Here is a 20,342-nt window from a genome sequence, read left to right on the forward strand (position 1 = left end):
GTCGAGCAGGAGCATGCGCCTCGCGGCGGCCGCCTGCTCGGCGTCTTTGGTCATCAGCCGGCCCAGCCGGGCTGTGGACTTCCAATGAATGCGGTGATACGGGTCACCGCTTGCATAGTCTCTGACGCCGCCGATGGCTGGCGTCACCGCTTGGGGCAGCGCCGGCGAAGGCTTCGCGCCGTCTTCGCAATGAAACGCCATGCCGGCCCGGTCCAGGGCATCGGGCTTCGGGTACACGACGCAGCTGTGCTGCTGCGTCCCGGCGTTGATCCGCTTCACGGCAAAGCCGAACAAATCGCCTGCCGCCGCTTCAAATTCGGCCAGGCGGTACACGCCGCGCATCAGCCCGGTAATCCGGTAGCGCAGCAGGAACGACTTCCGAAACCACGGGAACAGCAGCCTGCGATATACGAATTTGCTTTCCGACACACTGTGAACCCACGTTTCTTTGACCAGAAGCCATGGCAGCGGCAGCATCGAGGCGTGGACCATATGCAGGGAGACGGCCAACTCTTCTCCCGACATACTGACGGAATGGGAAAGCATCCGCTCCGCGCGAAAGCCTTTCAAAGCAAACATATGCATAAGCGCGGCCTGCAGCAAAATAATGAGCAAACAGTTCAGCAAGAACCAGGCCGCGAACCCGCCGTACATATACGCCAAAACAGCCGACAACCCGGTTCCGGCCGCGAGCAGCATGAATTTACCCCAGCTTTTCATCGCTCCGCCTCCTATTTCGACGAAGCATAGCGAAGCACCGGAGCCTGTGCCGAAGCAAGAAGTCCGGTCATGACCGCTTCCGCGGTTTTCCCCGTCATTCTGGCTTCCGCAGTCAGCTGCAGCCTATGCGACCATACCGGAATAGCCAAGCTTTTAATATCGTCCGGCACGACAAAACTTCTGCCTCGCATATACGCCAAAGACTGAGCGGCGCGCATCAGGGCATAGGACGCCCGCGGACTGGCCCCCAAATACAGATCGGTATGCTGCCTCGTGGCCAGAGCAAGCCTGACAATGAATTCTTTCAGCGTTTCGTCCACGTGGACCATGCGCGTTTCTTTTTGCAGCTGGATGAACTCGTCTTGAACGACGACGGGCTTTAGTTGCTCCAAAGGCTGCCGATCCTGCAGCCGGTCGAGCATTTGCATTTCCTGTTCCGGCGTCGGATAGCCGAGCTGCAGCTTCATCAAAAAGCGGTCCAGCTGCGCTTCCGGCAAGGCGTACGTGCCTTCGAAATCGGCGGCATTTTGCGTAGCCAGCAGCAAAAAAGGCTGCGGCAAGTCGTAGCTGACGCCGTCGATCGTAACCCGCTTCTCTTCCATCGCCTCGAGAAATGCCGCTTGCGTCTTCGGCGAAGTGCGGTTGCACTCGTCGGCCAGCACGATCGGTGTCAGGAGAGGCCCCGGCCGAAACTCAAATTCTCCCGTTTTCGCATTATAAACAGAAACGCCTGTCACATCGGACGGGAGCAAATCCGGCGTACATTGAATTCTTTTGAACTCGCAGCCAACCGTTCTGGCGAGTGCGCGGACCAGCATCGTTTTGCCGACACCCGGCACGTCTTCCAGCAAAATATGGCCGCCGCTGAGCATCGCCACGAAGGCGCGCTCTATCGTTTCTCTTTTTCCGATAATAACTTTCTCGACGTTCATGATCATCCGTTCCACGAGAGGCTGCGGCTGATCGAACGCCCTGGCTTTCGACTGCATAGGCAAGAAGCCTCCTTTATCAAAGGTATGCTTCTAGTTTTTCCAGTCGTCTACCATTTTAGACAGTAGATTTGTGAAAAGTAGACTGCCGGCCGTCCTGGAGCCTATCCGCCGAAAAAAGCAGCTCCGCCCACATGAAGCCCGGACGAAAGGCAAGCGATATTTCCCGTCTGCCCGGTTCCATCACCTCTTCGGCTATCCGCCCGCCCAACAGGTCAATCGTCGTATGAAGAGGGACTATAATCGTCCCGTTTTCAAGCCGCATGTCGGCCAGAGGATACCTGGCCTTTTCCTTGCCCATCGCGTATACCCTGACGGTTCGGTCCGGTATATCGTATTCGATATCGCCGGTGCCGTAATGAACCTCGGCCGTTCTCGCAGCTTCCTGCCATTCGATCCGGCCCCCCAGCCTCTCCACAAGGACGCGCAGAGGCAGCTCGATGCGGCCTCCCCGGACGTCATATCGATCCTTATCCAGCGTCATGCTGTTGCCTCCGCCCAATGCAATATGCAGCGGCTGCGCATCTTCCTGTCCGGCCAGCGCTTGTGCCGATTCCCGGACAGCCGTCTCGGATTGCCGGATCAATTGTTGATTCGGATCCCCCTCGGCCATTTCCGTAGTCCGGGCGTGCGCGAGCACATAGTTTCGGGTTGTTTGCAAAAGCTCCTTGAAATGGCTCGCGCTCATGCTTCGCGTCCATTTGGGCCTGCCAAGCGCGAATTGCTGCGGCTTTACCTGCGTTGTCAGCGGTGCAAAGGCGTAGCCCAGCTTTTTGTAGTAGCTGATGATCTCGGGCAGCGCTTTAACCGACGCCTCATGCCCGGTTCCATCGTGGAGCAAAACGATGATTTCGTGCTCCAGCGGAGACTTTTTAACGGTTTGGACAATTTCCTCGACCGGGACGCGAGCTCTTTTCGAATCTCCGCTGTCTACATTCCAGTCAACGACGGTATATCCCGCCTGATCCAAAAAATAGTAGTAAAACGCGTCAAAATTCGTATAGGTTCCGCCCGGAGCCCGGACCAGTTGGGGCCTGACTCCCGCAAGCTCCTGAAAAATAGTTTCGCTCGTCTGGATTTGCTCCCAAAAAGTTTGAAAATCTCCGTACAACTCTTTATATACGTGATCATAGGTATGATTGCCTAAGGTATGGCCGTCTTTTACCACCCGTTTTACGAGCTCGGGATGCGCTTTGGCTTCTTCGCCAAGTTCGAAAAACGTCGCTTTAATATTTTCTTTTTCCAAAATATCCAGCACTTCTCCCGTCAGCTTGCTCGGACCGTCATCAAAAGTCAGATAGACCGTCGGCTGTTCGGGGACCGTGTAGCTCTTCTCCTCTTTAATCCGCTTGCCGGATTCGAGTTTCCGGTAGAGATCGTCTTGTTCCTGCCTGTTTGCAAATGCCGAGGAATCCCCTTTGTCCGCCGCCCGCGCGGGTATCGCAGAGAGCCAAAAATAGACGAAAACCAATAGAACCGCCATCAGCAGCCGAAGACGTTGTCTTTGTTTGTTTCTGTGACCTGATAAAAAGAAGAGCATGCCGTTAATCCCTCGCTTTTGTTCTATCAATTTAACTTGCTGATAGAGTATATGGGAGAAGGACTTGGAGTATGTCAGTGAAAAATCGTGATTCCCGCGTTATATCCGCGGACTGCTTCCTATAGCGGCAAAATGGAGCCTCCGCGATAGTGTCCGCCTGCGTTTGGACAACGAGCCGAAGCAGACCGGCGACCTGGTCGAACGAACTCCGACATCCACAGAGAGGCCAATCGCACAATCTGTCCGGCCGCAGGACATCCTCTCGCTTGAGCTCCATACTGAGCAACGCAAAAAAGCCGCATCCGGTCCTGTCGACGGGGCAGCTTTTTTGTCACTCAACGTTCAGGTGGAAGCACGGAATGAAGAGGTAATACCTAAAGAATCATTATTTTTGGATCGTCTACTCGTCAGTGCTTTGTCGACGTCCTCCTTCGTCACCCTCTTTGCGTCAGGGGGCAATTGCTTCCTCGATTGTTTGAACCAGTTTACCAGTCTATCGTTCAAGCCAACCCGCAGCTCATTTGAAAACAGATGATCCAGCTTAAGATAGTGCCTCTCCGCTTCACTGCGCCGTCCGGTTGCCGTATAAAGCTTCATCAGCGCCAGTCCGTCGTCTTCGTTATACGGATCCCCCTCCTGAATCCGTTCGTACATCTCGAGCGCTTCCTCCCGCATCCCGGCTTGTTCATAGAATCGGGCTAACGAACGAGCGTGCTGATACCATAGCTTCCTTAGTCTTTCGCGTTCGTCCTCCGCCCACCAATAATCGTACTCCTGGAAATAGTCCCCTTCATAAAGCTCAAGCAACTGCCGCAGTTTGGAGTGACTGTCATCCAAATGATCTCCGCTCACCTGCCGCAAACCATCTTCCCATTCGTCCATATCAATCCGAATGCGGCTTGTGTCAAGCAGATAGCCTTCTTGGATCGTCATATTGCGGATGGGAGCATCGATGCCCATTTGCTTCAAGCACTGTCTGATGTGATAAATCGATGTGTATAATTGACCCGCTGCCTGCTTCGCGTCAAGATCCGACCACAGCAGCTCCAGAAGCGTTTCCTTGAGGACGATATTGCCGCGATGGTGCAGCAAATACGCAAACAGAGCCTGTGTTTTTGCCGTCCGCCATTTCGGAATTTCCGGAGCCCCGCCGCTGTGTTGAAACCGGAGAGAGCGAAAACAGAGAATGCGGGAAGGCGCTGTTGGTTGAACATCTTCTTGTTTATGCAATCTTCTTTGCAGCAATCGTTGAATCGCTTTGTCCAAACGGTCTTGATGCAACGGCTTAAGCAAATAATCGACCGCATTCAATTCGAACGCTTTGACAGCATATTCGGTATATCCCGTTACAAACACAATATCGATTCCCGGACAAGTCTCCTGCGCCAACTCCACCGCATCGATTCCCGATAGTTCCGGCAAGTGAATATCGAGAAACACGACGTCCGGCTGAAGTTCCGGCATTAGCGCTATAGCCTCCCTCGCGTCCCGAAACGAACCGACAATCGAAATCCCGGAATATCCCGAGAGCATTCGCCGAATTTGATTTAGCACTAGCGGTTCGTCATCCACCAACATGATCTTCATCTATTTCACACTCCATGAAATGTATGCATTGTTTATCGGTTCCATTTTGACCGCTATACCATACTATCGGCATTTTGGCAATGGAAGATTAGAGCGTGTGAAAGTACACGCAGCTTGCAAAGATTTTGTAGAGTTCCTTTTGTTATGATCAAAGATGTCGAATAGACATGGATTTTAGCGAGATATCGGGATTGAGGTGCTTTGGCTCCCTATCGGATAGGAGATGAGAACGGAAGAGAGTCATCATTGTTTGATTGATTGATGGGAATGGAATTCGCACAGATTAATTGTATCAGGAGATGATGAAATGGTGTTTGACAGGAAAGGTAGGATGAACTGGAAGAAGCCGCTCAAGCTGCTGCTGGTCGGCGCCTTGACAATAGGTTTATGGCCTACCGTGCTGGCTCCGCAAACGGCCAAAGCGGCGGTGGCAGCAGGGCCGGGCGGGGTTACCACAAATCTTCACTTATGGCTCCGTGCCGATGCCGGCGTGACGGCGGCGAACGGTACAGTTTCAGAATGGAAAGATCAGAGCGGCAATAACCGTGATTTCTCTCAAACCGATGCTACCAAACAACCTGTTTATAGTGATGATAGCAACCGGCTTAATTTTAATAAGGCAGTAGCCTTTGACGGGGTGCAAGATTATTTATTAAATGCGAATGGTGTTCTGGGAAACAGCACCAACAATAATTTTAATATATTTTTAATGTCGGGTATAGGAAGCGGTTCGAACTCCATTTTTTGGGAGGAAACGTCCGGTGGAGGCAGGTTAAATGTGCATCTGCCTTATAGCGGAACTGTTTATTGGGATGCCGGGAGCCAATCTACCGAGCGAGTATATGCTTCTGCAGGAGCAGTAGTGGGCAATCCTTATATTTGGAACTTTAATTATGGAATCAATGGTTCCGGCGACGCAGGTCAATCCATTTATCGTGATGGGAATGCGCTTGTTTCTGTGCCCAGCCGAACGAATCCTTTAACAGGTATTAACCATAAAATGTCACTCGGCTCGCAATATGATAGCGTTGGAACTCCATTAAGTTTTTACAAAGGCCAAGTAGGCGAATTGCTTTTCTATTCAGGTCCGTTGACGGCTACCGACAGGCTTAAAATCAATTCCTATATGGCGATCAAATACGGAATATCGTTAAACAATCTCAATTATTTGAATTCGGATGCCAATCCAATTTGGAATGCAGATTCAACATATAATAGTAATATTGCAGGTATTGCCCGCGACGATGCGCAAGATTTGCATCAAAAGCAAAGCCGTTCGGCGAACGATGCATCGAAGATGACAATTGGCATTGGAGCACAGTTGTCAACGAAAAATGAGAGTATTTCAGAAACGCTTGCAGATAAACAGTCATTAATCTGGGGCGATAACGGAAAAGGTTTAATATTTAGTAAGCAGATTGGCACGACAGACAAAAACCGTGCAGAACGTGTATGGAAAGTCCAGAATACCGGGAATGTCGGCGAAGTGCTGATTGCGATTCCGAAGGATACGATTCCAGCAAATTCGACGTTGCTTGTCAACGATAACGACTCCGATTTCACGAGTGCCACAGAGCATCAATTAACAACAGTAAGCTTTGAGGGAAAAGATTATTTTACGACAAAAACAGCCTTGGCGGATGGCAAATTCTTCACCTTTGCTGCTCCAGTGCCAGTGCCGAATAGTGCAGCGGCAGCGGGCGGGAATACTATTATTCTTACGTTCGACAAAGAGGTAGCGGGGACAAATTTAACCGGGTTTATAATTACAATTGACGGTACACCATCAACATCGGTCATTAATGTTGACCCAACTGACGCTAAGAAAATGATTTTTACTTTACCGGCAGGAACGGATGTCACCCACAAAACAGTGAATGTGTCCTACAATGGCATAGGTAACTTAAAAGGTACGAACGGTGTGCCTGTGAATCAATTCTCAATGGATGTAAAAACAGGCACTTTAGTTAGTGCGGCGAACAACAGTGTCGACGCAAGCCCGCGTAATGTCACGGTAGGCGGTTCGATGACGCTAACGGCAGCGGGAGACCGGCAGTCGGAAACAGGAGCGGTGTACGGAGACGAGAGGTACATCCCGACAAGCTGGTCATCGACGGAAAGCGGCAAATCGGGAACGTTCAGCGCAAGCGGAGTCACCTATACCTCCACTTATACGCCTGCGACAGCAGGCAGTTACACGGTAACGGCTACTTTCACGAAGCAAACGTGGGATGGCAGCGCATGGACAGATACGACCACGACGGACATGAAGACGATCACCGTTACGGCCGCTCTTCCTACGATGGGAGGCAGTGTAGCGATCAGCGGTGAAGCCAAGGTCGGTCAAACGTTGACGGCAGATGTAACGGGGATTACATATACGCCGAGCACAACGGGCAACGTGCCGACTTACCAGTGGTATCGGAACGGAGTCGCCATCACAAATGCGACGGGTTCCAGCTACACGTTATCCGCAGACGATCTCGGCGCATCCATCACCGTAAAGGTCACCGCAGACGGTACGCATGCGACAGGCAGCGTAACGAGCGCGGCGACAGGTGCGGTTGCGGCAGCGGACGGAGCAGCGGCTCCAACCAATGTCATTTTGGACGCAAGTGCGCAGACGCTGTCGTGGAACAATGTATCGGGATATCCCAATGCTTCCGATTATGAGTATTCGCTGGACGGCGGGACAACATGGACGACAGCAACCGCCAATCCGCAGACGCTGACAAGCGTACCGAATCCTGTTTCCAATGCCCAAGTCCGCGTAAAAGGAGACTCCACCGCCGGTCGGGCTCCCGGTGCAGCCGGTACGGCCGCTCTTCCGACGATGGGGGGCAGCGTCGGGATCAGCGGAGTTGCCAAGGTTGGTCAAGCGTTGACGGCAGATGTAACGGGGATTACATATACGCCGAGCACGACGGGCAACGTATCGACTTACCAGTGGTATCGAAACGGAGTCGCTATCACAAATGCGACGGGTTCCAGCTACACGTTATCCGCAGACGATCTCGGTGCATCCATCACCGTAAAGGTCACCGCAGACGGTACGCATGCGACAGGCAGCGTGACGAGCGCGGCGACGGGTGCGGTAGCGGCAGCGGACGGAACGGCAGCCCCGGTAGCGCCTGTAGAAGCTGGCAAAACAGCAACAAGCATTACGTTGCAGGCAGTTACCGGTCAGGAATACAGCAAAGACGGCGGCGTAACGTGGCAGGACAGCCCGACGTTCAGCGGACTGACGCCGAACACCGACTATACGTTTGTAACCCGGGTGAAAGCGACAGCGACTCAGAACGCGTCTGCTGCCAGCGCGGGAACTACGATTCGTACTTCGGTTTCCTCGTCCGGCAATGCGGATTTAAGCAGTTTAACGCTGTCAAGCGGAACGTTAAGCCCGGCTTTTACGTCAGGCACGACAGATGGCTATACCGCAAGCGTGGCGAACAGCGTGAGCAGCATCACAGTGACGGCGACGGCACATGATTCCGATCATGCTGCGGTGACGGCGAGTGTATACAATAGTGCAGGCACATTGGTAAAAGGTCCGATTTCGTTGACGAGCGGCGTCGCTTCCGATTCGCTGCCGCTGAGCGTAGGCAGCAATACGATTAAGGTGGTTGTGACGGCGCAGGACGGAACGACGCAAACGTACACCGTGACGGTTTCACGCGCGTCGGATACGACCTCCTCCTCCGGCTCGCCTTCAACCGGAAGCGGTGGCAGCGGTGGCGGCGGCAGTCCCGGCAGTGCGTCAGACAGCTCGATTGGATTCCGCGTCATCGTGAACGGCAAGGAGTATGATCAAATCGCCACGGGCGCTATAACCAAAGAAGGCGGGAAAAGCGTGCTGGCAGCAACGGTGGATACGGCCAAACTAGCTGCGCAGCTTGAGCAAGAGGGCGACAAGCCGGTCGTCATCGTCCCTGTGGCGACGGTGAGTGCGGACAAAGTGACGGCGGTGTTGACCGGCGATGCAGTGAAAGCGATGGAGAACAAGCAAGCGGTATTGGAAGTGCAGACGGCTAACGGGAACTACAAGCTCCCTGCGGCGCAAATCGCGATCGACCGATTGGCGACGCAGCTTGGCGGACAAGTGAAGCTGTCGGATATCGTCGTCCATGTGGACATTGCCAAAAGCGATGCGGCGAAGGTTCAACTCGCGGCAAACATGGCGGAAAAAGGGAAGTTCAGCGTCGTCGTGCCGCCGGTCGATTTCACGGTAACCGCTTCTTACAACGGCAAAACGGTGGACGTAGACAAGTTCAACACGTACGTTCAGCGGGAAATTCCGCTGCCGGACGGCATCGACTTGAACAAAATCACAACCGCAACCGTGCTTGCGGCGGACGGAACGATTTATCATGTGCCGACCTACATTACCGTTCGCGGCGGGAAGTATTATGCGGTTGTAAGCAGCTTGACGAACAGCACGTACACCTTGATCTGGCACCCGATGACGTTTGCAGATGCAGCAGACCATTGGTCTAAAGACGCAGTGAACGACATGGCGTCGCGGCTGATCGTGAACGGAGTCGACAAGACGCATTACAATCCGAATGCGGCGATTACGCGCGCGGAGTTCGCAGCGATTATCGTTCGTGCGCTCGGTCTCCCCGAAAACGGGAAAAAATCGGCGTACAATGATGTGAAGTCCGGCGATTGGTACGTCGGCGCGGTGGCTAAAGCGCAGGAGTACGGCATCATTGAAGGATACGAGGACGGAACGTTCCGCCCGAGCAAAACGATCACCCGCGAAGAAGCGATGGCGATGATCGCACGGGCGATGAAGCTGACGGGACTTAACGCAAGCGTCAGTAGCGCGGACGCGGCATCCGTACTTGCCCCGTTTGCGGACGGCGCGGCAGTAGACGCATGGGCGAAACAAGCAGTCGCGGCTATAGTGAAGAACGGGCTGGTCAAAGGCTCCGACGCGGGACTGCTGCCGACGAGCGACATTACCCGGGCGGAGACGGCGGCCATCGTGCAACGGATGCTGAGGAAGGCCAATCTGATCGATAACCGAAATTCCAAGTAGAAGAGAAAGTGGCATGCAACGGGGCCGTCCGTCAGCGAATATAAAGCTGAAGGACGGCCCCTTTATTTGCTTGTTGAAATTGTGGCCGCATCCCGTTCTGTCGCCGGGAGCGGCTTTTTTGTCGATTTCAAGCCTCTTTGCAAACCATAAGGCAATTGCCGTCCGGGTCTTTGAACACGAACCAGTGGCCGTTCTCGATGGCCGTGACTAGCTCGACGCCCTGATCTTTGAAATATGCGTAGGCGCCTTCCAGATCGCGCGTCGGGAACATGACCGCCGGGGCTTGAAGCGTTGCGCTCTCCCACCTCGGCATCGTATCCAAAATAACGCCGGGACCCTCCACAGGCAGCGGACAAATATGCCCATGCAAAATGGGCGTATCGAGCGGAAAGCCGAAAAGCCGGCAGTACCAATCTCTCGCTTGCTCAATGTCGCGGACCGGAATAAAAGCTCCGGCCATTTTAGGCAAAAGCGGGCTGGTCATCGCAAATTCCTCCTAATTCAAATCTTTTACCGCATCCAAAACGGATTGCACATGATTTTTCACTCGAACTTTGCGCCACTCCCGGGCGATTCTGCCTTGCTCATCAATCAGGAATGTGGAGCGTTCGATTCCCATATACTCGCGCCCGTACAGCTTTTTGAGCGTCCATACCCCGAATAATTCGGCGACCCTGTGCCCCTCGTCGGACAAGAGCACAAACGGCAATTCGTACTTGGCGATGAATTTATCGTGCGCTTTAAGCGGGTCCGGGCTAATGCCGATGACCTCGGCTCCGAGCTCGGCGAAGTTGCCGTTAAAATCGCGGAAATCGCATGATTCCGTCGTACATGTCGGCGTATTGTCCTGCGGGTAAAAATAGATGACCAGCTTTTTGCCGCGGTAATCCCGCAAAGACACTTCTTTCCCGTTCGATCCGGGAAGGGTAAAATCCGGCGCCGCCGGTCTTGCCGATACTTGCGTCATGAATAGCCTTCTCCTTCTGCATTCCCTGAATTTGCTATATGACACATTATGCGATATTACCAGGGGTACGGCAACTTCATTTGTCAAAAAGCGAAACTTCAGGAACTCTATTGCGTATGAGAAAATATGGAAATTCCAATAGATACTATCATACTTTTGAAGGAGTGTGTGCAATGATCGTTCGTTTCAAACGTTTGACGATGGCAGCGGCACTTGGGTTAACGTTAGCGACACCGGCTTTTTCCGCTTCCACCGCTTTTGCCGACTCGCCTCCCGTGACGCGGGGACAGTTTATCAAGCAAATTACAGACGAGCTCAAGCTGGCCCCAGTCAATAAAAATTTAGGGCTCCCGGCCGATGTCGGCATCGACTCCCCATACGCGGATGCGGTGCGGATCATGCTGGAGCGCAAAACCATGTACGGTTACTCCGACGGGACGTTCCGGCTGGATCAGCCGATCAGCAAGGATGAGGCGTCTTTCGTAATCGGACGCTTTCTCGGAATCGCCGATCCGCTGGCAGGAACGAAACTGAAAGATCATTTTGGCCTGGATTTCGGCAAAGATACGGGAATTACGGCTGACACGGCGTCTGTACTGATCCGAAAATCGCTGGCAAACGACCCCGATGCGTCCGATTGGCTGACGAATGCGGGCAAATCGCAAACCGAGCTGAAAACGTTCCGCGCCGTTACCGATATGAACATGAACATCGCCTTCAAACCGGACCAAGGCATCGAATTGAGCAATATGAAAACGGCTTCCCATTCGCAAATGGAATTCAACGTCGACCAGGGCATGCACCAGACCGTCACGATGAAAACACCGGGCGCGGATTCCAAGGAAACAACGGTCACAACGGAAATATACACCGTCAAAGACGGCACTTTCGTCAAGATACCGAGCCCGCTTACGAACGAAGGCACCGTTTGGTACGATATGAGCAAACAAATGCCGTTTACATTCGACCAACTGCTGGCTCTGCAAAAAAGCAATATGGACTTGAGCAAAACGTTCGTGACACCTTATTTCTTCAGCCGGGATCTCGGCACCGTGGAAGCTGGCGGCAAGAAGCTGCACAAAGTGGAGGTTAACGGGAAATTAACGAACGCAGCGGACATCATTAAAGCGCTGGGCGCCATGGGCAGCATGAACAGCAGCCAAAGCATGTTGAAAGATATGGCCGACTCTATGGAATTGTCGCAAATGAGCGTCTCGATCTCGGCCGTCATGACGTTCGAAGAGCAAACCAAGCTTCCGGTAAGCATGGCCGGCGACTACTCGGTCGCATATGGCGATGGAGCGGCAATACCGGTCGATCACATGGACATGTCCCTGAACATGACGTTCAAAGATATCAATCAGGCTATCGATATCAAACTCCCGGCAGAAGCGAAAGCAGCGAAGCCGTTCTCTCTGCCCGGCGCACCCGCAGGAAACAATTAAACGCGGAACCGTGGAAACAGAAGCCGACGGCACGCCAAAAGAGACGCCCTCCACGGGCGTCTCTCGCATTGTCGGGGAAATAGTGCCATTCGCTTAGGGCAACCGGGGCTAAGCCGGATTGCCGAGATAATGGCGCCAATCGTTCAGGGTAACTGGGGTTAGGCGTTTTTCGGGAAAATGGCGGCTCTCGACCGGAACAACCGGGGGTTGGGCGCTTTGTCGAGAAAATAGCCGCACCTTGGCCGGGGCACCCGGGGTTAAGCGGCTTATCGGGAAAATAGCGGCACTCGCCCCGGAGCACCTGGGGTAGGCGGCTTGCCGGCCCGAAAACCTGCAAAAGTGCAGGCTTTTTCAGGGGAACCGGTTCTTTTTGGGAAAAAGCCTGCGATTGTGCAGGAATTTCTGTGCAGAATGGCCCCGAGCCCCGCATATAGCGAAAAAAACTGCAGATTTGCAGGAATTTTTCGAATCCGGAGCATCAACGAGCAAAAAGATGTACTTTTGCAGGTTTTCCGTGCGGAGCCGATGGAATTTGACCGCCGCCATGCGTCAGCGCTACAAGGCGCGCCCGGGATTCGCGCACGCTACCGATGCCGCGCTTGCTCTGGCAAGCGATTTTTTGCGCCGACTCTAGACAGACACGTTTCCGCCCTGTCTCAAGGATGTCCCGGAGGGCGTCTTTGAAACGGGCTGGTCGATTTCCAGGAGTCTGGCGGGCGGAGTTGCTTTTGTACATACCGCATATGGCGATGGAGTGGCAGTACCAGCCGATCTTCTGCTGAGTTCATCGGGCAGACGTCTAACCGATCACTCGCTGGTTTCTCAAAAGAGCCAGCAGTTGGTTGAAATCTCTTTGCAAAGCGGCGACGTCGGAAGCCGTGGAGTCCGGCATCGCTTTTGGCGTGAATCCGATGTTGCCGATCATCGTCCGTTTAGCCGCGTACGGCGCCGACTTGGGTTCGTCGATCGTGAACGTGCTTGCGCTAATATTCCGCAAAATATTGTTGCTGAATACCATATAATGCTCGGTCTCTTTCACGTAGCCGCCGAAGCCGGTCAGCTCGATGCCATGCTCGCAGTCCGAAATGATATTGCCGTCCATCACAAAATATTTGGGCTTGGACATGCTTACGGCTTGCCGGCACAGCGAGAAAACGTTGCCGTTCAGCGCCAGGGCCAAATCGTCGATGCCCAGGAAGCCCGTTTCAAAGCCGCTGATCGTGTTGCCGGATATCGCATAGCGGGCCGGGCTCAAGCCCCCTCCCGCTTCAATGCAAATCCCGGTTCCCAGCTTCATCGAATTAAACAGCGAGTTGTTGCTGATCGTAATATCCGCAGAGCCCGAGATCAGATTGATGACTTTATTCGTGCTGTCCGGAGTATCGTAACCGCACTCTCTGAATGTGTTGCCGGTAATCGTAATCGATGAGGAGGAGTCTTCGACGTGGATCGCTTCCCGCTGAATGCGGAAGAACGAGTTGTTCGCTACGACGACGTTGCATCCGTAAGCGATGCCGACGGCGAAGCCTTTTTGCGTGGAGGCGGAGCTTGTCTTTTTAAAAATGTTGTTGGAAATAATGATATCCGGAAACAAGGTGAGCTCGGCATCGGCATCTTCTGTTTTTTTGATGTTCAGTTCGATGTAATCTCCGCCACCGTTGCGGAACGTGCAGCCCGTCACCAGCAGTCCTCTGCCCCGGGCAAACTGGTCGAGCAGCACGCTGTACGATGTCTGGGCGTCGAAGGTGCAGTTCGTAATGGAAATGTCTTCAACCGAGACGTTGTCCTCTTTGGCCAGGTTGTTGTTGATGTTGATCCCTTTTTGCCCTTTTACGAAAAGTACGCTGTCGATGCGGATGTTGGCCGCTGTGGAATTTTCTCCTTGCGAGAGATGAATTCCCGTCTTTCTGATGCCGGCCGACGACAAATCCAGCGTTAAGTTCTCGATAGCGGTGAAACTCGCCGAAATATCCACGAGCACCCGCAGCGATTCGCCGGCCGAGATCACCGTCTTGTTGCCCAGTCCGCGCAGCCGGACGTTCGGCTGCCTCAAGTTCAGCGTCTCGGCAAGCACATATGACGCATCCGCGATCACTTCTCCGCCTCCGGCATCTCCGGCCGCATTCACCGCGTCCTGAAGCGACGGGTATTCCGAGGCATAAAACGTATTGACTGGCCCGGCGGCTTTCGTCACCGCAGGTACAAAAGCACCGCCCGCCAGCACCGCAGCGCCTATCGCGCCCAGCGAGGCTAACGCTTTTCTTCTTGTCATCGTCATTTTCCGGTCATCTCCCATGACATTCCTCCTTGTAAATTTCACGCCGCAGCAATCCTTGCGGGTGCTTGTCCTACGTTTCATTATATATTTAGATACATTTTGTATCAAGAAAAACCGCAAAAAAAGCCCTCCGTTCGTAAAGCACGAATGAAGGGCCTCTGTGGTCGACGGACCGCCGTTATGCAGCACAACACCGCGCGCCAGAGAGCTGCGGGCGGTGCGAATTGCGGATCAAGAACCTGCGCCGCGGTAACGTTTGACGCCTATATTCCAGATCGTGAATCCTATGAAGCTGAATACGATGCCGACCACGGGTGTCAGCAGCGCGAACCATTTCCAATTTGCCGGGTCCAAAAAGTAAGCCGCCGGATAAAAGCCCACGAATGCGAAGGGCAAAATCCACGTCAAAATGCTGCGGAGCAGCTTATTGTATATGGTTGCCGGATATCGGCCATAATTTTGAATGTTCCAGATCAACGGCAAAATGCCTGTCGGAGCATCCGAGAAAAAGGAGAGCGAGGTCAGGGATATATAGATTCCCGCATAGATCAGCACCGACCCGATGACAAGAACGATGAAAATGAGCGGATCGTGCCAATGGAACGGAAGACCCAGTTTGACCCAGGAGTACACCATCACGCCGGCGCCGGCCAAGGCGCTGAACAGCGAGGCGGGATCGAGATTTTCCAGCATCAGCTGCCACAGATTATAAGCCGGCCGGGTCAGAATGCGGTCCATTTCTCCTTTGACGATGTACCGCTCGCTGAATCCCCACAAGTTGAAGAAAGTGATAAACAAGCCGTAGGGGATCATAAAATAACCGTAGATGAACAAAATCTGCTCCTGGTTCCAGCCGCCCATGGACGCAGTTTGCAAAAACACAACGAGAATGAAAAACAAGTTAAGGCCGTTAAACAATAAATCCGAAAGCACTTCGATCCAAAAATCGGAGCGGTAAGTGAGCCGGGTTTTCATGTAATTTTTCAAATAATCGGCGATCAGGGATACGTAGAACATGCCGCTCAACCCCCTTGCACGAACAAGCGCGTTCTGGATTTGACCCAAATCATGTAAATCGGGATGATCAGCACGAGGAACCAAATCGCCTGCACGCCCAGCATTGCGTAAACATCCGAGCCTGTAATCTTACCGGTAAATACGGCGCTCGGCAAGTACGTAATAGCTTGAAAAGGAAGCCATTGCAGAACCGTTTCCGACCAGCCCGGGAAAAAGGACACCGGAATGATCAAACCGGAGAAGAGATCGACGGCAACGCGCTTCATGCGCATGAGCCCTTCGTTGTTTTCCAGGAAAAAAGCGCACAAGCCGGTAATGATGTTAATCTGCGTGTTGATCAGGAAGCTGAAAAACAGCATGATCAAATAAATCAGCCAGAGATCCGGCCGTGTCGGCAATTCTACCGGCAGCAGCAGCGATATGACAACCATGCCGGGAGTCGTAAACAGCAGCAGGCGGAAAACCCCTTCGCCCAAGCCTTGCATCATTTTGACCGTTACATAATTGTAAGGCCGTATGAACTGGATAGCTACGCTGCCGTCCCGGATTTCCGTGGCGATCTCGCGGTCCAGGTTGTTGAAATAAAATGCCCGTCCCATCCAAGAGATAGCGACGTACGTCGTCATCTGTCCTAAAGTCATCCCGCTAATTGTCGCCTGCGCGCCATAGATGGCTTTATAGACAAAATAGTAAGACCCGATGTTAAGGGCATAAATTAATATGCCGCTGTAATAATTAACGCGGTAAGCGAGCATCATGAGGAAACGCATGCGGATAATTTCCATATAAGCGCTAAGCATGAATAACTTCTCCTTCTGCCTGCTGCGCTTCCGGTTCCTTTTTGGCCTCCGCCGATCCCGATTTGTAAATTTCGCGGACGATATCGTCCGTATTCGTTTCGACGATTTTAATATCTTCGATTTGCAGGACGCCGACGACGCGGCTCAGCACCTCCGAGACATTGGCCCGGTCCTGCGGAATAAACACCTTGGCCGACAGCTCATTTTCGACCTGCCAGGCAACGTCGAGGCCTTGCGTCAGCTCCTGAAGCCGCTGCAGCGTCACCGGATGGACGAATTGCAGAACGACTTCCTTGCCTTTGCCCCATTTGGCTTTGAGCTCATCCAGGCCGCCGTCGTAAATGATGTTGCCGTCATCCAGCATAATGACCCGCGAGCACAGCGCTTCGATATCCTGCAAATCGTGCGTCGTTAGCAGAATCGTAGTCTCATACCGCTGGTTGAGCGATTTGAGAAATTCGCGGATCTCGGTTTTCACGACGATGTCCAGACCGATTGTCGGTTCATCCAGAAACAGAATCGCCGGATTGTGAATCAAGGAAGCCGCAAGCTCGCAGCGCATCCGCTGGCCGAGGCTCAGCTTGCGCACGGGCCGCGACAGCAGCTCGGACAACTGCAGGCGCTCCACGAGCTCGTCGAGCCGCTTTTTGTAGTCGGCTTCCGAGACGCGGTACACTTTTTTCAGCAGCTGGAACGATTCTACGACGCCGATGTCCCACCACAGCTGGCTGCGCTGGCCAAACACCACGCCGATGCCCGATACGAACTTCTCGCGCTCCTTGTGCGGAACGAAGCCGTTGACCTTGATATGCCCCGAGGTCGGGACGAGAATGCCGGTGAGCATTTTGATCGTCGTCGATTTGCCGGCGCCGTTTTCGCCGATATAGCCGCATATTTCCCCTTTGGGGATTTGGAAGCTGATGTCCTTAACGGCTGTGACATGTTTGTATTCCCTTTTGAACAGATCCTGGAAAGCGCCTTTCAGCCCTCCGCGGCTCTGCTGTACTTGAAATTCTTTGCGAAGCTGATGAACGTCAATCGCCAACATGACTTAACCTCCCTGTCTTCGTAGACTCGGCAACAATTTATTCCATTATTCGCCAGAACTTGCTATCGAAGTTTTGCAACAACTATAATAATGAGCATAAGTGGCTCATTTGAGCAACACTTCCATGATACATGAATTCTGTAAATAAAAAAAGTACAGATGATTAACAATCCCTGTGCGAAAGGAGCTGCGATTCTTTGAAAATAGTGAAGCGGACTTTGCTCCTGATCGGTTTGCTGCTTATGGTGGTTATCGGTTATTACGGATATTCTTTTTATAATTTCGCCAATAACATATCAAATAAATCAGCGGATCCCCAAGGCGGCGGCGGGCCGTTGTCGGCCAAGTCGTTCAAGGGGCAAAGCGATAAATATACGCCTCCCAAATGGGAAGGCAAGCAGCGCGTGAACATTCTTCTGCTCGGCGGCGATTCCCGCGGAATGAAGCAAAACGAACTTCCCCGTTCGGACAGCATCATGCTCGCATCCATCGACCCGGTTACCAAAAAAGCGTACCTTTTCTCCATACTAAGGGATACATATGTGAAAATACCCGGCAGCGGCGACGACCGGATCAATACGGCCATTACGACCGGCGGACCGAATCTGGCGATGAAAACCGTCAGCGATCTGCTCGGCATTCCTGTGCAGTACTATGTGTATACGGATTTCAAAGGCTTCATCGCGCTCATCGACGCTGTCGGCGGCATCGACCTTGAGGTCGAGAAAGATATGAAATATTCCGACTCCGAAGACGACCATGTATACGACATTAATTTGAAAAAGGGCATGCAGCACCTCGACGGCAATACGGCACTCCAGTACGTCCGCTTCCGGCACGACGCCCTGTCGGATTTCTCGCGTACGGAACGGCAGCGCAAATTTTTGATGGCCGTGGCGCAAAAGCTGCAGTCGACAAGCTCGCTCATCAAGCTTCCGCACATCCTGAATTCCATCGATCCATACATCGATACGAATATAAGCGTATCCGACATGCTCAAGCTGGGCTCCCTCGGGTTCGAAGCGAAAGCCGACGGCGTCGTCAGCTCCCAGCTTCCGCCATCCGATCTGCTCGTAGAAAAAACGGTGCGCGGCGCCGCCGTCATCGCGGCGGACAAAAACAAACTGCAAACTTATGTGAAAAACTTGTTCGCAGGCACGGCGGAAGCCGATGAAGGGCCGACGAAGCCGTCGCCCTCTCCTTCGCCCAAATCGCCGGCAAAAACGGCGAAGCAATAGGCCGAGCCTGCGGACATCCTTCACTTGCCGCAGGGTGCTGCCGTTCTCCACAACCGTCCGTGCAATGCCCCGCCCGGCATCGTCAATCTTGCCCGCCTCTGCCCGGAGAATGCCTGTCGGCTTCCACCCGGACAGAGGCTTTTTGCGGGCACCGCCTGCGATCAAATATAGCAAAGGAATGATTCTATTTATGATGGAACGCAAAAGATCCGAACAGCTCTACCAGGAAGCGCTGCAGCATATCGTGGGAGGCGTCAACAGTCCCTCCCGCTCGTTCAAAGCCGTAGGCGGCGGCGCGCCCGTCTTCATGAAGCGCGCACAGGGCGCTTACTTCTGGGATGAAGACGGCAACCGCTACATCGATTACCTCGCCGCCTACGGCCCGATCATTACCGGTCACGCGCATCCGCACGTGACCGAGGCGATCTGCGAAGCCGCGCGCAGCGGCACGCTGTACGGCACCCCGACCGAACTCGAGATCGAGTTCGCCAAAATGCTGAAGTCGGCGATTCCGTCGCTCGACAAGGTCAGGTTCGTCAACTCCGGCACGGAAGCCGTGATGACGACGATTCGCGTGGCGCGCGCCTACACGGGGCGCACGAAGATCATCAAGTTCGCCGGGTGCTACCACGGCCACTCGGATCTCGTGCTCGTGGCGGCCGGCTCCGGGCCGTCCACGCTCGGCACGCCGGATTCCGCCGGCGTGCCGGCAAGCATCGCGCAAGAGGTCGTCACCGTGCCGTTCAACGACATTCCGGCGCTGGAGGACGCGCTTGCGCGTTGGGGCGAGGACGTGGCCGCCGTCATGGTCGAGCCCATCGTCGGCAACTTCGGCATGGTCATGCCCCATGCCGGCTACCTCGAGCGGCTCTGCGCAGCCGCTCGCAAACATGGCGCCCTCGTCATCTACGACGAGGTGATCACGGCGTTCCGCTTCCATTACGGAGCGGCACAGACTTACCCCGGCCTCCCGCTTGCGGAGGAGGCCGGTCCCGAAACGGCGGCGGCGCGCTACGCCGCCGTGGAGCCGGACCTGACGGCCCTGGGCAAAGTGATCGGCGGCGGGCTGCCGATCGGCGCCTACGGGGGCCGCAAAGAAGTGATGGAGCAGGTCGCTCCGCTCGGACCTGCTTATCAGGCCGGCACGATGGCGGGCAATCCCGCCTCCATCAGCGCCGGCATCGCCTGCCTGCAAGTGCTGCGGCAGGCGGACGTCTACCCCAGGCTCGAGCGGCTGGGCGCTTCTCTCGCCGACGGCATCGCCTCGGCAGCGGCCCGTCACGGCATCGCCTTGACGGTCAACCGCATCGGCGGCGCCTTCTCGACCCACTTCTGCGATCATCCGGTCACCAATTACGACGAAGCGAAGGATACCGACGGCGAGCGGTTCGGACAGTTTTTCCGCCTGATGCTGGAGCAGGGCATCAACCTGGCTCCGTCCAAATACGAAGCGTGGTTTTTGACCGTTGCGCACACGGAAGACGACATCGTCCAAACGCTGGAAGCCGCGGATCGAGCCTTCAAAACGATGGCTCTCACGCGCTAACCGATTTCCCTAGAAACGAACTATGAATCGTCTCCGATTCTAGTTCGTTCGTTTTTTTCATGCAAATTTCTGGTTATATATCTGGTTTTATTCACCAATATGCACAAAAGGCAGCGCTTACATTTC

Annotated in this window: 14 protein-coding genes; 4 read left to right on the forward strand and 10 right to left on the reverse strand. The window is 53.9% G+C overall.

The features are described from left to right. The 4 genes from AC0LWT_RS31645 to AC0LWT_RS31660 form a co-directional block, all read right to left on the reverse strand. Positions 1-720 (reverse strand): DUF58 domain-containing protein (locus AC0LWT_RS31645; protein ID WP_474685278.1); only part of this gene is annotated, 720 nt, incomplete at its 3' end. Between the two features lie 11 nt (positions 721-731). Next, positions 732-1,709, reverse strand: a complete 978-nt coding sequence (locus AC0LWT_RS31650) for an AAA family ATPase (protein ID WP_474685279.1) — start codon at positions 1,707-1,709, stop codon at positions 732-734. Between the two features lie 58 nt (positions 1,710-1,767). After that, positions 1,768-3,249: a polysaccharide deacetylase family protein gene (locus tag AC0LWT_RS31655; RefSeq protein WP_474685280.1), complete on the reverse strand. Its 1,482-nt coding sequence runs from the start codon at positions 3,247-3,249 to the stop codon at positions 1,768-1,770. A gap of 342 nt (positions 3,250-3,591) precedes the next feature. Then, complete coding sequence (locus AC0LWT_RS31660) at positions 3,592-4,836, reverse strand: response regulator (protein WP_474685281.1); 1,245 nt, start codon at positions 4,834-4,836, stop codon at positions 3,592-3,594. Between the two features lie 331 nt (positions 4,837-5,167). On the opposite strand from AC0LWT_RS31660, the gene AC0LWT_RS31665 reads away from it, so the two are divergent. Further along, positions 5,168-9,877 (forward strand): DUF8202 domain-containing protein, encoded by a 4,710-nt coding sequence (locus tag AC0LWT_RS31665; RefSeq protein ID WP_474685282.1) that lies wholly within the window; start codon positions 5,168-5,170, stop codon positions 9,875-9,877. Positions 9,878-10,004: 127 nt separating this feature from the next. On the opposite strand, the gene AC0LWT_RS31670 is transcribed toward AC0LWT_RS31665, so the two are convergent. Next, on the reverse strand, positions 10,005-10,361 hold the full coding sequence (locus tag AC0LWT_RS31670; RefSeq protein ID WP_474685283.1) for a VOC family protein: 357 nt from the start codon (positions 10,359-10,361) through the stop codon (positions 10,005-10,007). Between the two features lie 12 nt (positions 10,362-10,373). Further along, positions 10,374-10,844, reverse strand: coding sequence for a thioredoxin-dependent thiol peroxidase (gene bcp, locus AC0LWT_RS31675; RefSeq protein WP_474685284.1), 471 nt, complete (start codon positions 10,842-10,844; stop codon positions 10,374-10,376). 173 nt (positions 10,845-11,017) lie between these two features. Here bcp and AC0LWT_RS31680 point away from each other — a divergent pair, with 173 nt between their 5' ends. Next, positions 11,018-12,289 carry a DUF6612 family protein gene (locus tag AC0LWT_RS31680; protein WP_474685285.1) on the forward strand — a complete coding sequence of 424 codons (1,272 nt, stop codon included), beginning with the start codon at positions 11,018-11,020 and terminating at the stop codon, positions 12,287-12,289. 799 nt (positions 12,290-13,088) lie between these two features. Here AC0LWT_RS31680 and AC0LWT_RS31685 read toward each other — a convergent pair. The 4 genes from AC0LWT_RS31685 to AC0LWT_RS31700 form a co-directional block, all read right to left on the reverse strand. After that, positions 13,089-14,585 carry a right-handed parallel beta-helix repeat-containing protein gene (locus tag AC0LWT_RS31685; RefSeq protein ID WP_474685286.1) on the reverse strand — a complete coding sequence of 499 codons (1,497 nt, stop codon included), beginning with the start codon at positions 14,583-14,585 and terminating at the stop codon, positions 13,089-13,091. Positions 14,586-14,798: 213 nt separating this feature from the next. Beyond that, positions 14,799-15,584 (reverse strand): ABC transporter permease, encoded by a 786-nt coding sequence (locus AC0LWT_RS31690; protein WP_474685287.1) that lies wholly within the window; start codon positions 15,582-15,584, stop codon positions 14,799-14,801. Between the two features lie 5 nt (positions 15,585-15,589). Continuing rightward, positions 15,590-16,384: an ABC transporter permease gene (locus tag AC0LWT_RS31695; protein ID WP_474685288.1), complete on the reverse strand. Its 795-nt coding sequence runs from the start codon at positions 16,382-16,384 to the stop codon at positions 15,590-15,592. Beyond that, entirely contained in the window at positions 16,377-17,432 is a 1,056-nt protein-coding gene (locus tag AC0LWT_RS31700; RefSeq protein WP_474685289.1) for an ABC transporter ATP-binding protein, read from the reverse strand. Before AC0LWT_RS31700 ends, AC0LWT_RS31695 begins: the two co-directional genes overlap by 8 nt. 242 nt (positions 17,433-17,674) lie before the next feature. Here AC0LWT_RS31700 and AC0LWT_RS31705 point away from each other — a divergent pair, with 242 nt between their 5' ends. Together AC0LWT_RS31705 and AC0LWT_RS31710 are read left to right on the forward strand one after the other, a co-directional pair. After that, positions 17,675-18,670 carry an LCP family protein gene (locus AC0LWT_RS31705; RefSeq protein WP_474685354.1) on the forward strand — a complete coding sequence of 332 codons (996 nt, stop codon included), beginning with the start codon at positions 17,675-17,677 and terminating at the stop codon, positions 18,668-18,670. A gap of 193 nt (positions 18,671-18,863) precedes the next feature. Beyond that, positions 18,864-20,216: a glutamate-1-semialdehyde 2,1-aminomutase gene (locus AC0LWT_RS31710; protein ID WP_474685355.1), complete on the forward strand. Its 1,353-nt coding sequence runs from the start codon at positions 18,864-18,866 to the stop codon at positions 20,214-20,216. Positions 20,217-20,342 lie beyond the last annotated feature (126 nt).

Source organism: Paenibacillus sp. sgz302164 (assembly GCF_056120505.1).

Bases quoted from the DNA above. Each gene is read 5' to 3' on its own strand.
- AC0LWT_RS31690 (WP_474685287.1), bottom strand. From the start codon at position 15,584: ATGTTCTACGTATCCCTGATCGCCGATTATTTGAAAAATTACATGAAA.
- AC0LWT_RS31695 (WP_474685288.1), bottom strand. From the start codon at position 16,384: ATGCTTAGCGCTTATATGGAAATTATCCGCATGCGTTTCCTCATGATG.
- AC0LWT_RS31710 (WP_474685355.1), top strand. From the start codon at position 18,864: ATGGAACGCAAAAGATCCGAACAGCTCTACCAGGAAGCGCTGCAGCAT.
- bcp (WP_474685284.1), bottom strand. From the start codon at position 10,844: ATGACGCAAGTATCGGCAAGACCGGCGGCGCCGGATTTTACCCTTCCC.
- AC0LWT_RS31655 (WP_474685280.1), bottom strand. From the start codon at position 3,249: ATGCTCTTCTTTTTATCAGGTCACAGAAACAAACAAAGACAACGTCTT.
- AC0LWT_RS31680 (WP_474685285.1), top strand. From the start codon at position 11,018: ATGATCGTTCGTTTCAAACGTTTGACGATGGCAGCGGCACTTGGGTTA.
- AC0LWT_RS31660 (WP_474685281.1), bottom strand. From the start codon at position 4,836: ATGAAGATCATGTTGGTGGATGACGAACCGCTAGTGCTAAATCAAATT.
- AC0LWT_RS31705 (WP_474685354.1), top strand. From the start codon at position 17,675: ATGGTGGTTATCGGTTATTACGGATATTCTTTTTATAATTTCGCCAAT.
- AC0LWT_RS31670 (WP_474685283.1), bottom strand. From the start codon at position 10,361: ATGACCAGCCCGCTTTTGCCTAAAATGGCCGGAGCTTTTATTCCGGTC.
- AC0LWT_RS31665 (WP_474685282.1), top strand. From the start codon at position 5,168: ATGAACTGGAAGAAGCCGCTCAAGCTGCTGCTGGTCGGCGCCTTGACA.
- AC0LWT_RS31700 (WP_474685289.1), bottom strand. From the start codon at position 17,432: ATGTTGGCGATTGACGTTCATCAGCTTCGCAAAGAATTTCAAGTACAG.
- AC0LWT_RS31685 (WP_474685286.1), bottom strand. From the start codon at position 14,585: ATGGGAGATGACCGGAAAATGACGATGACAAGAAGAAAAGCGTTAGCC.
- AC0LWT_RS31650 (WP_474685279.1), bottom strand. From the start codon at position 1,709: ATGCAGTCGAAAGCCAGGGCGTTCGATCAGCCGCAGCCTCTCGTGGAA.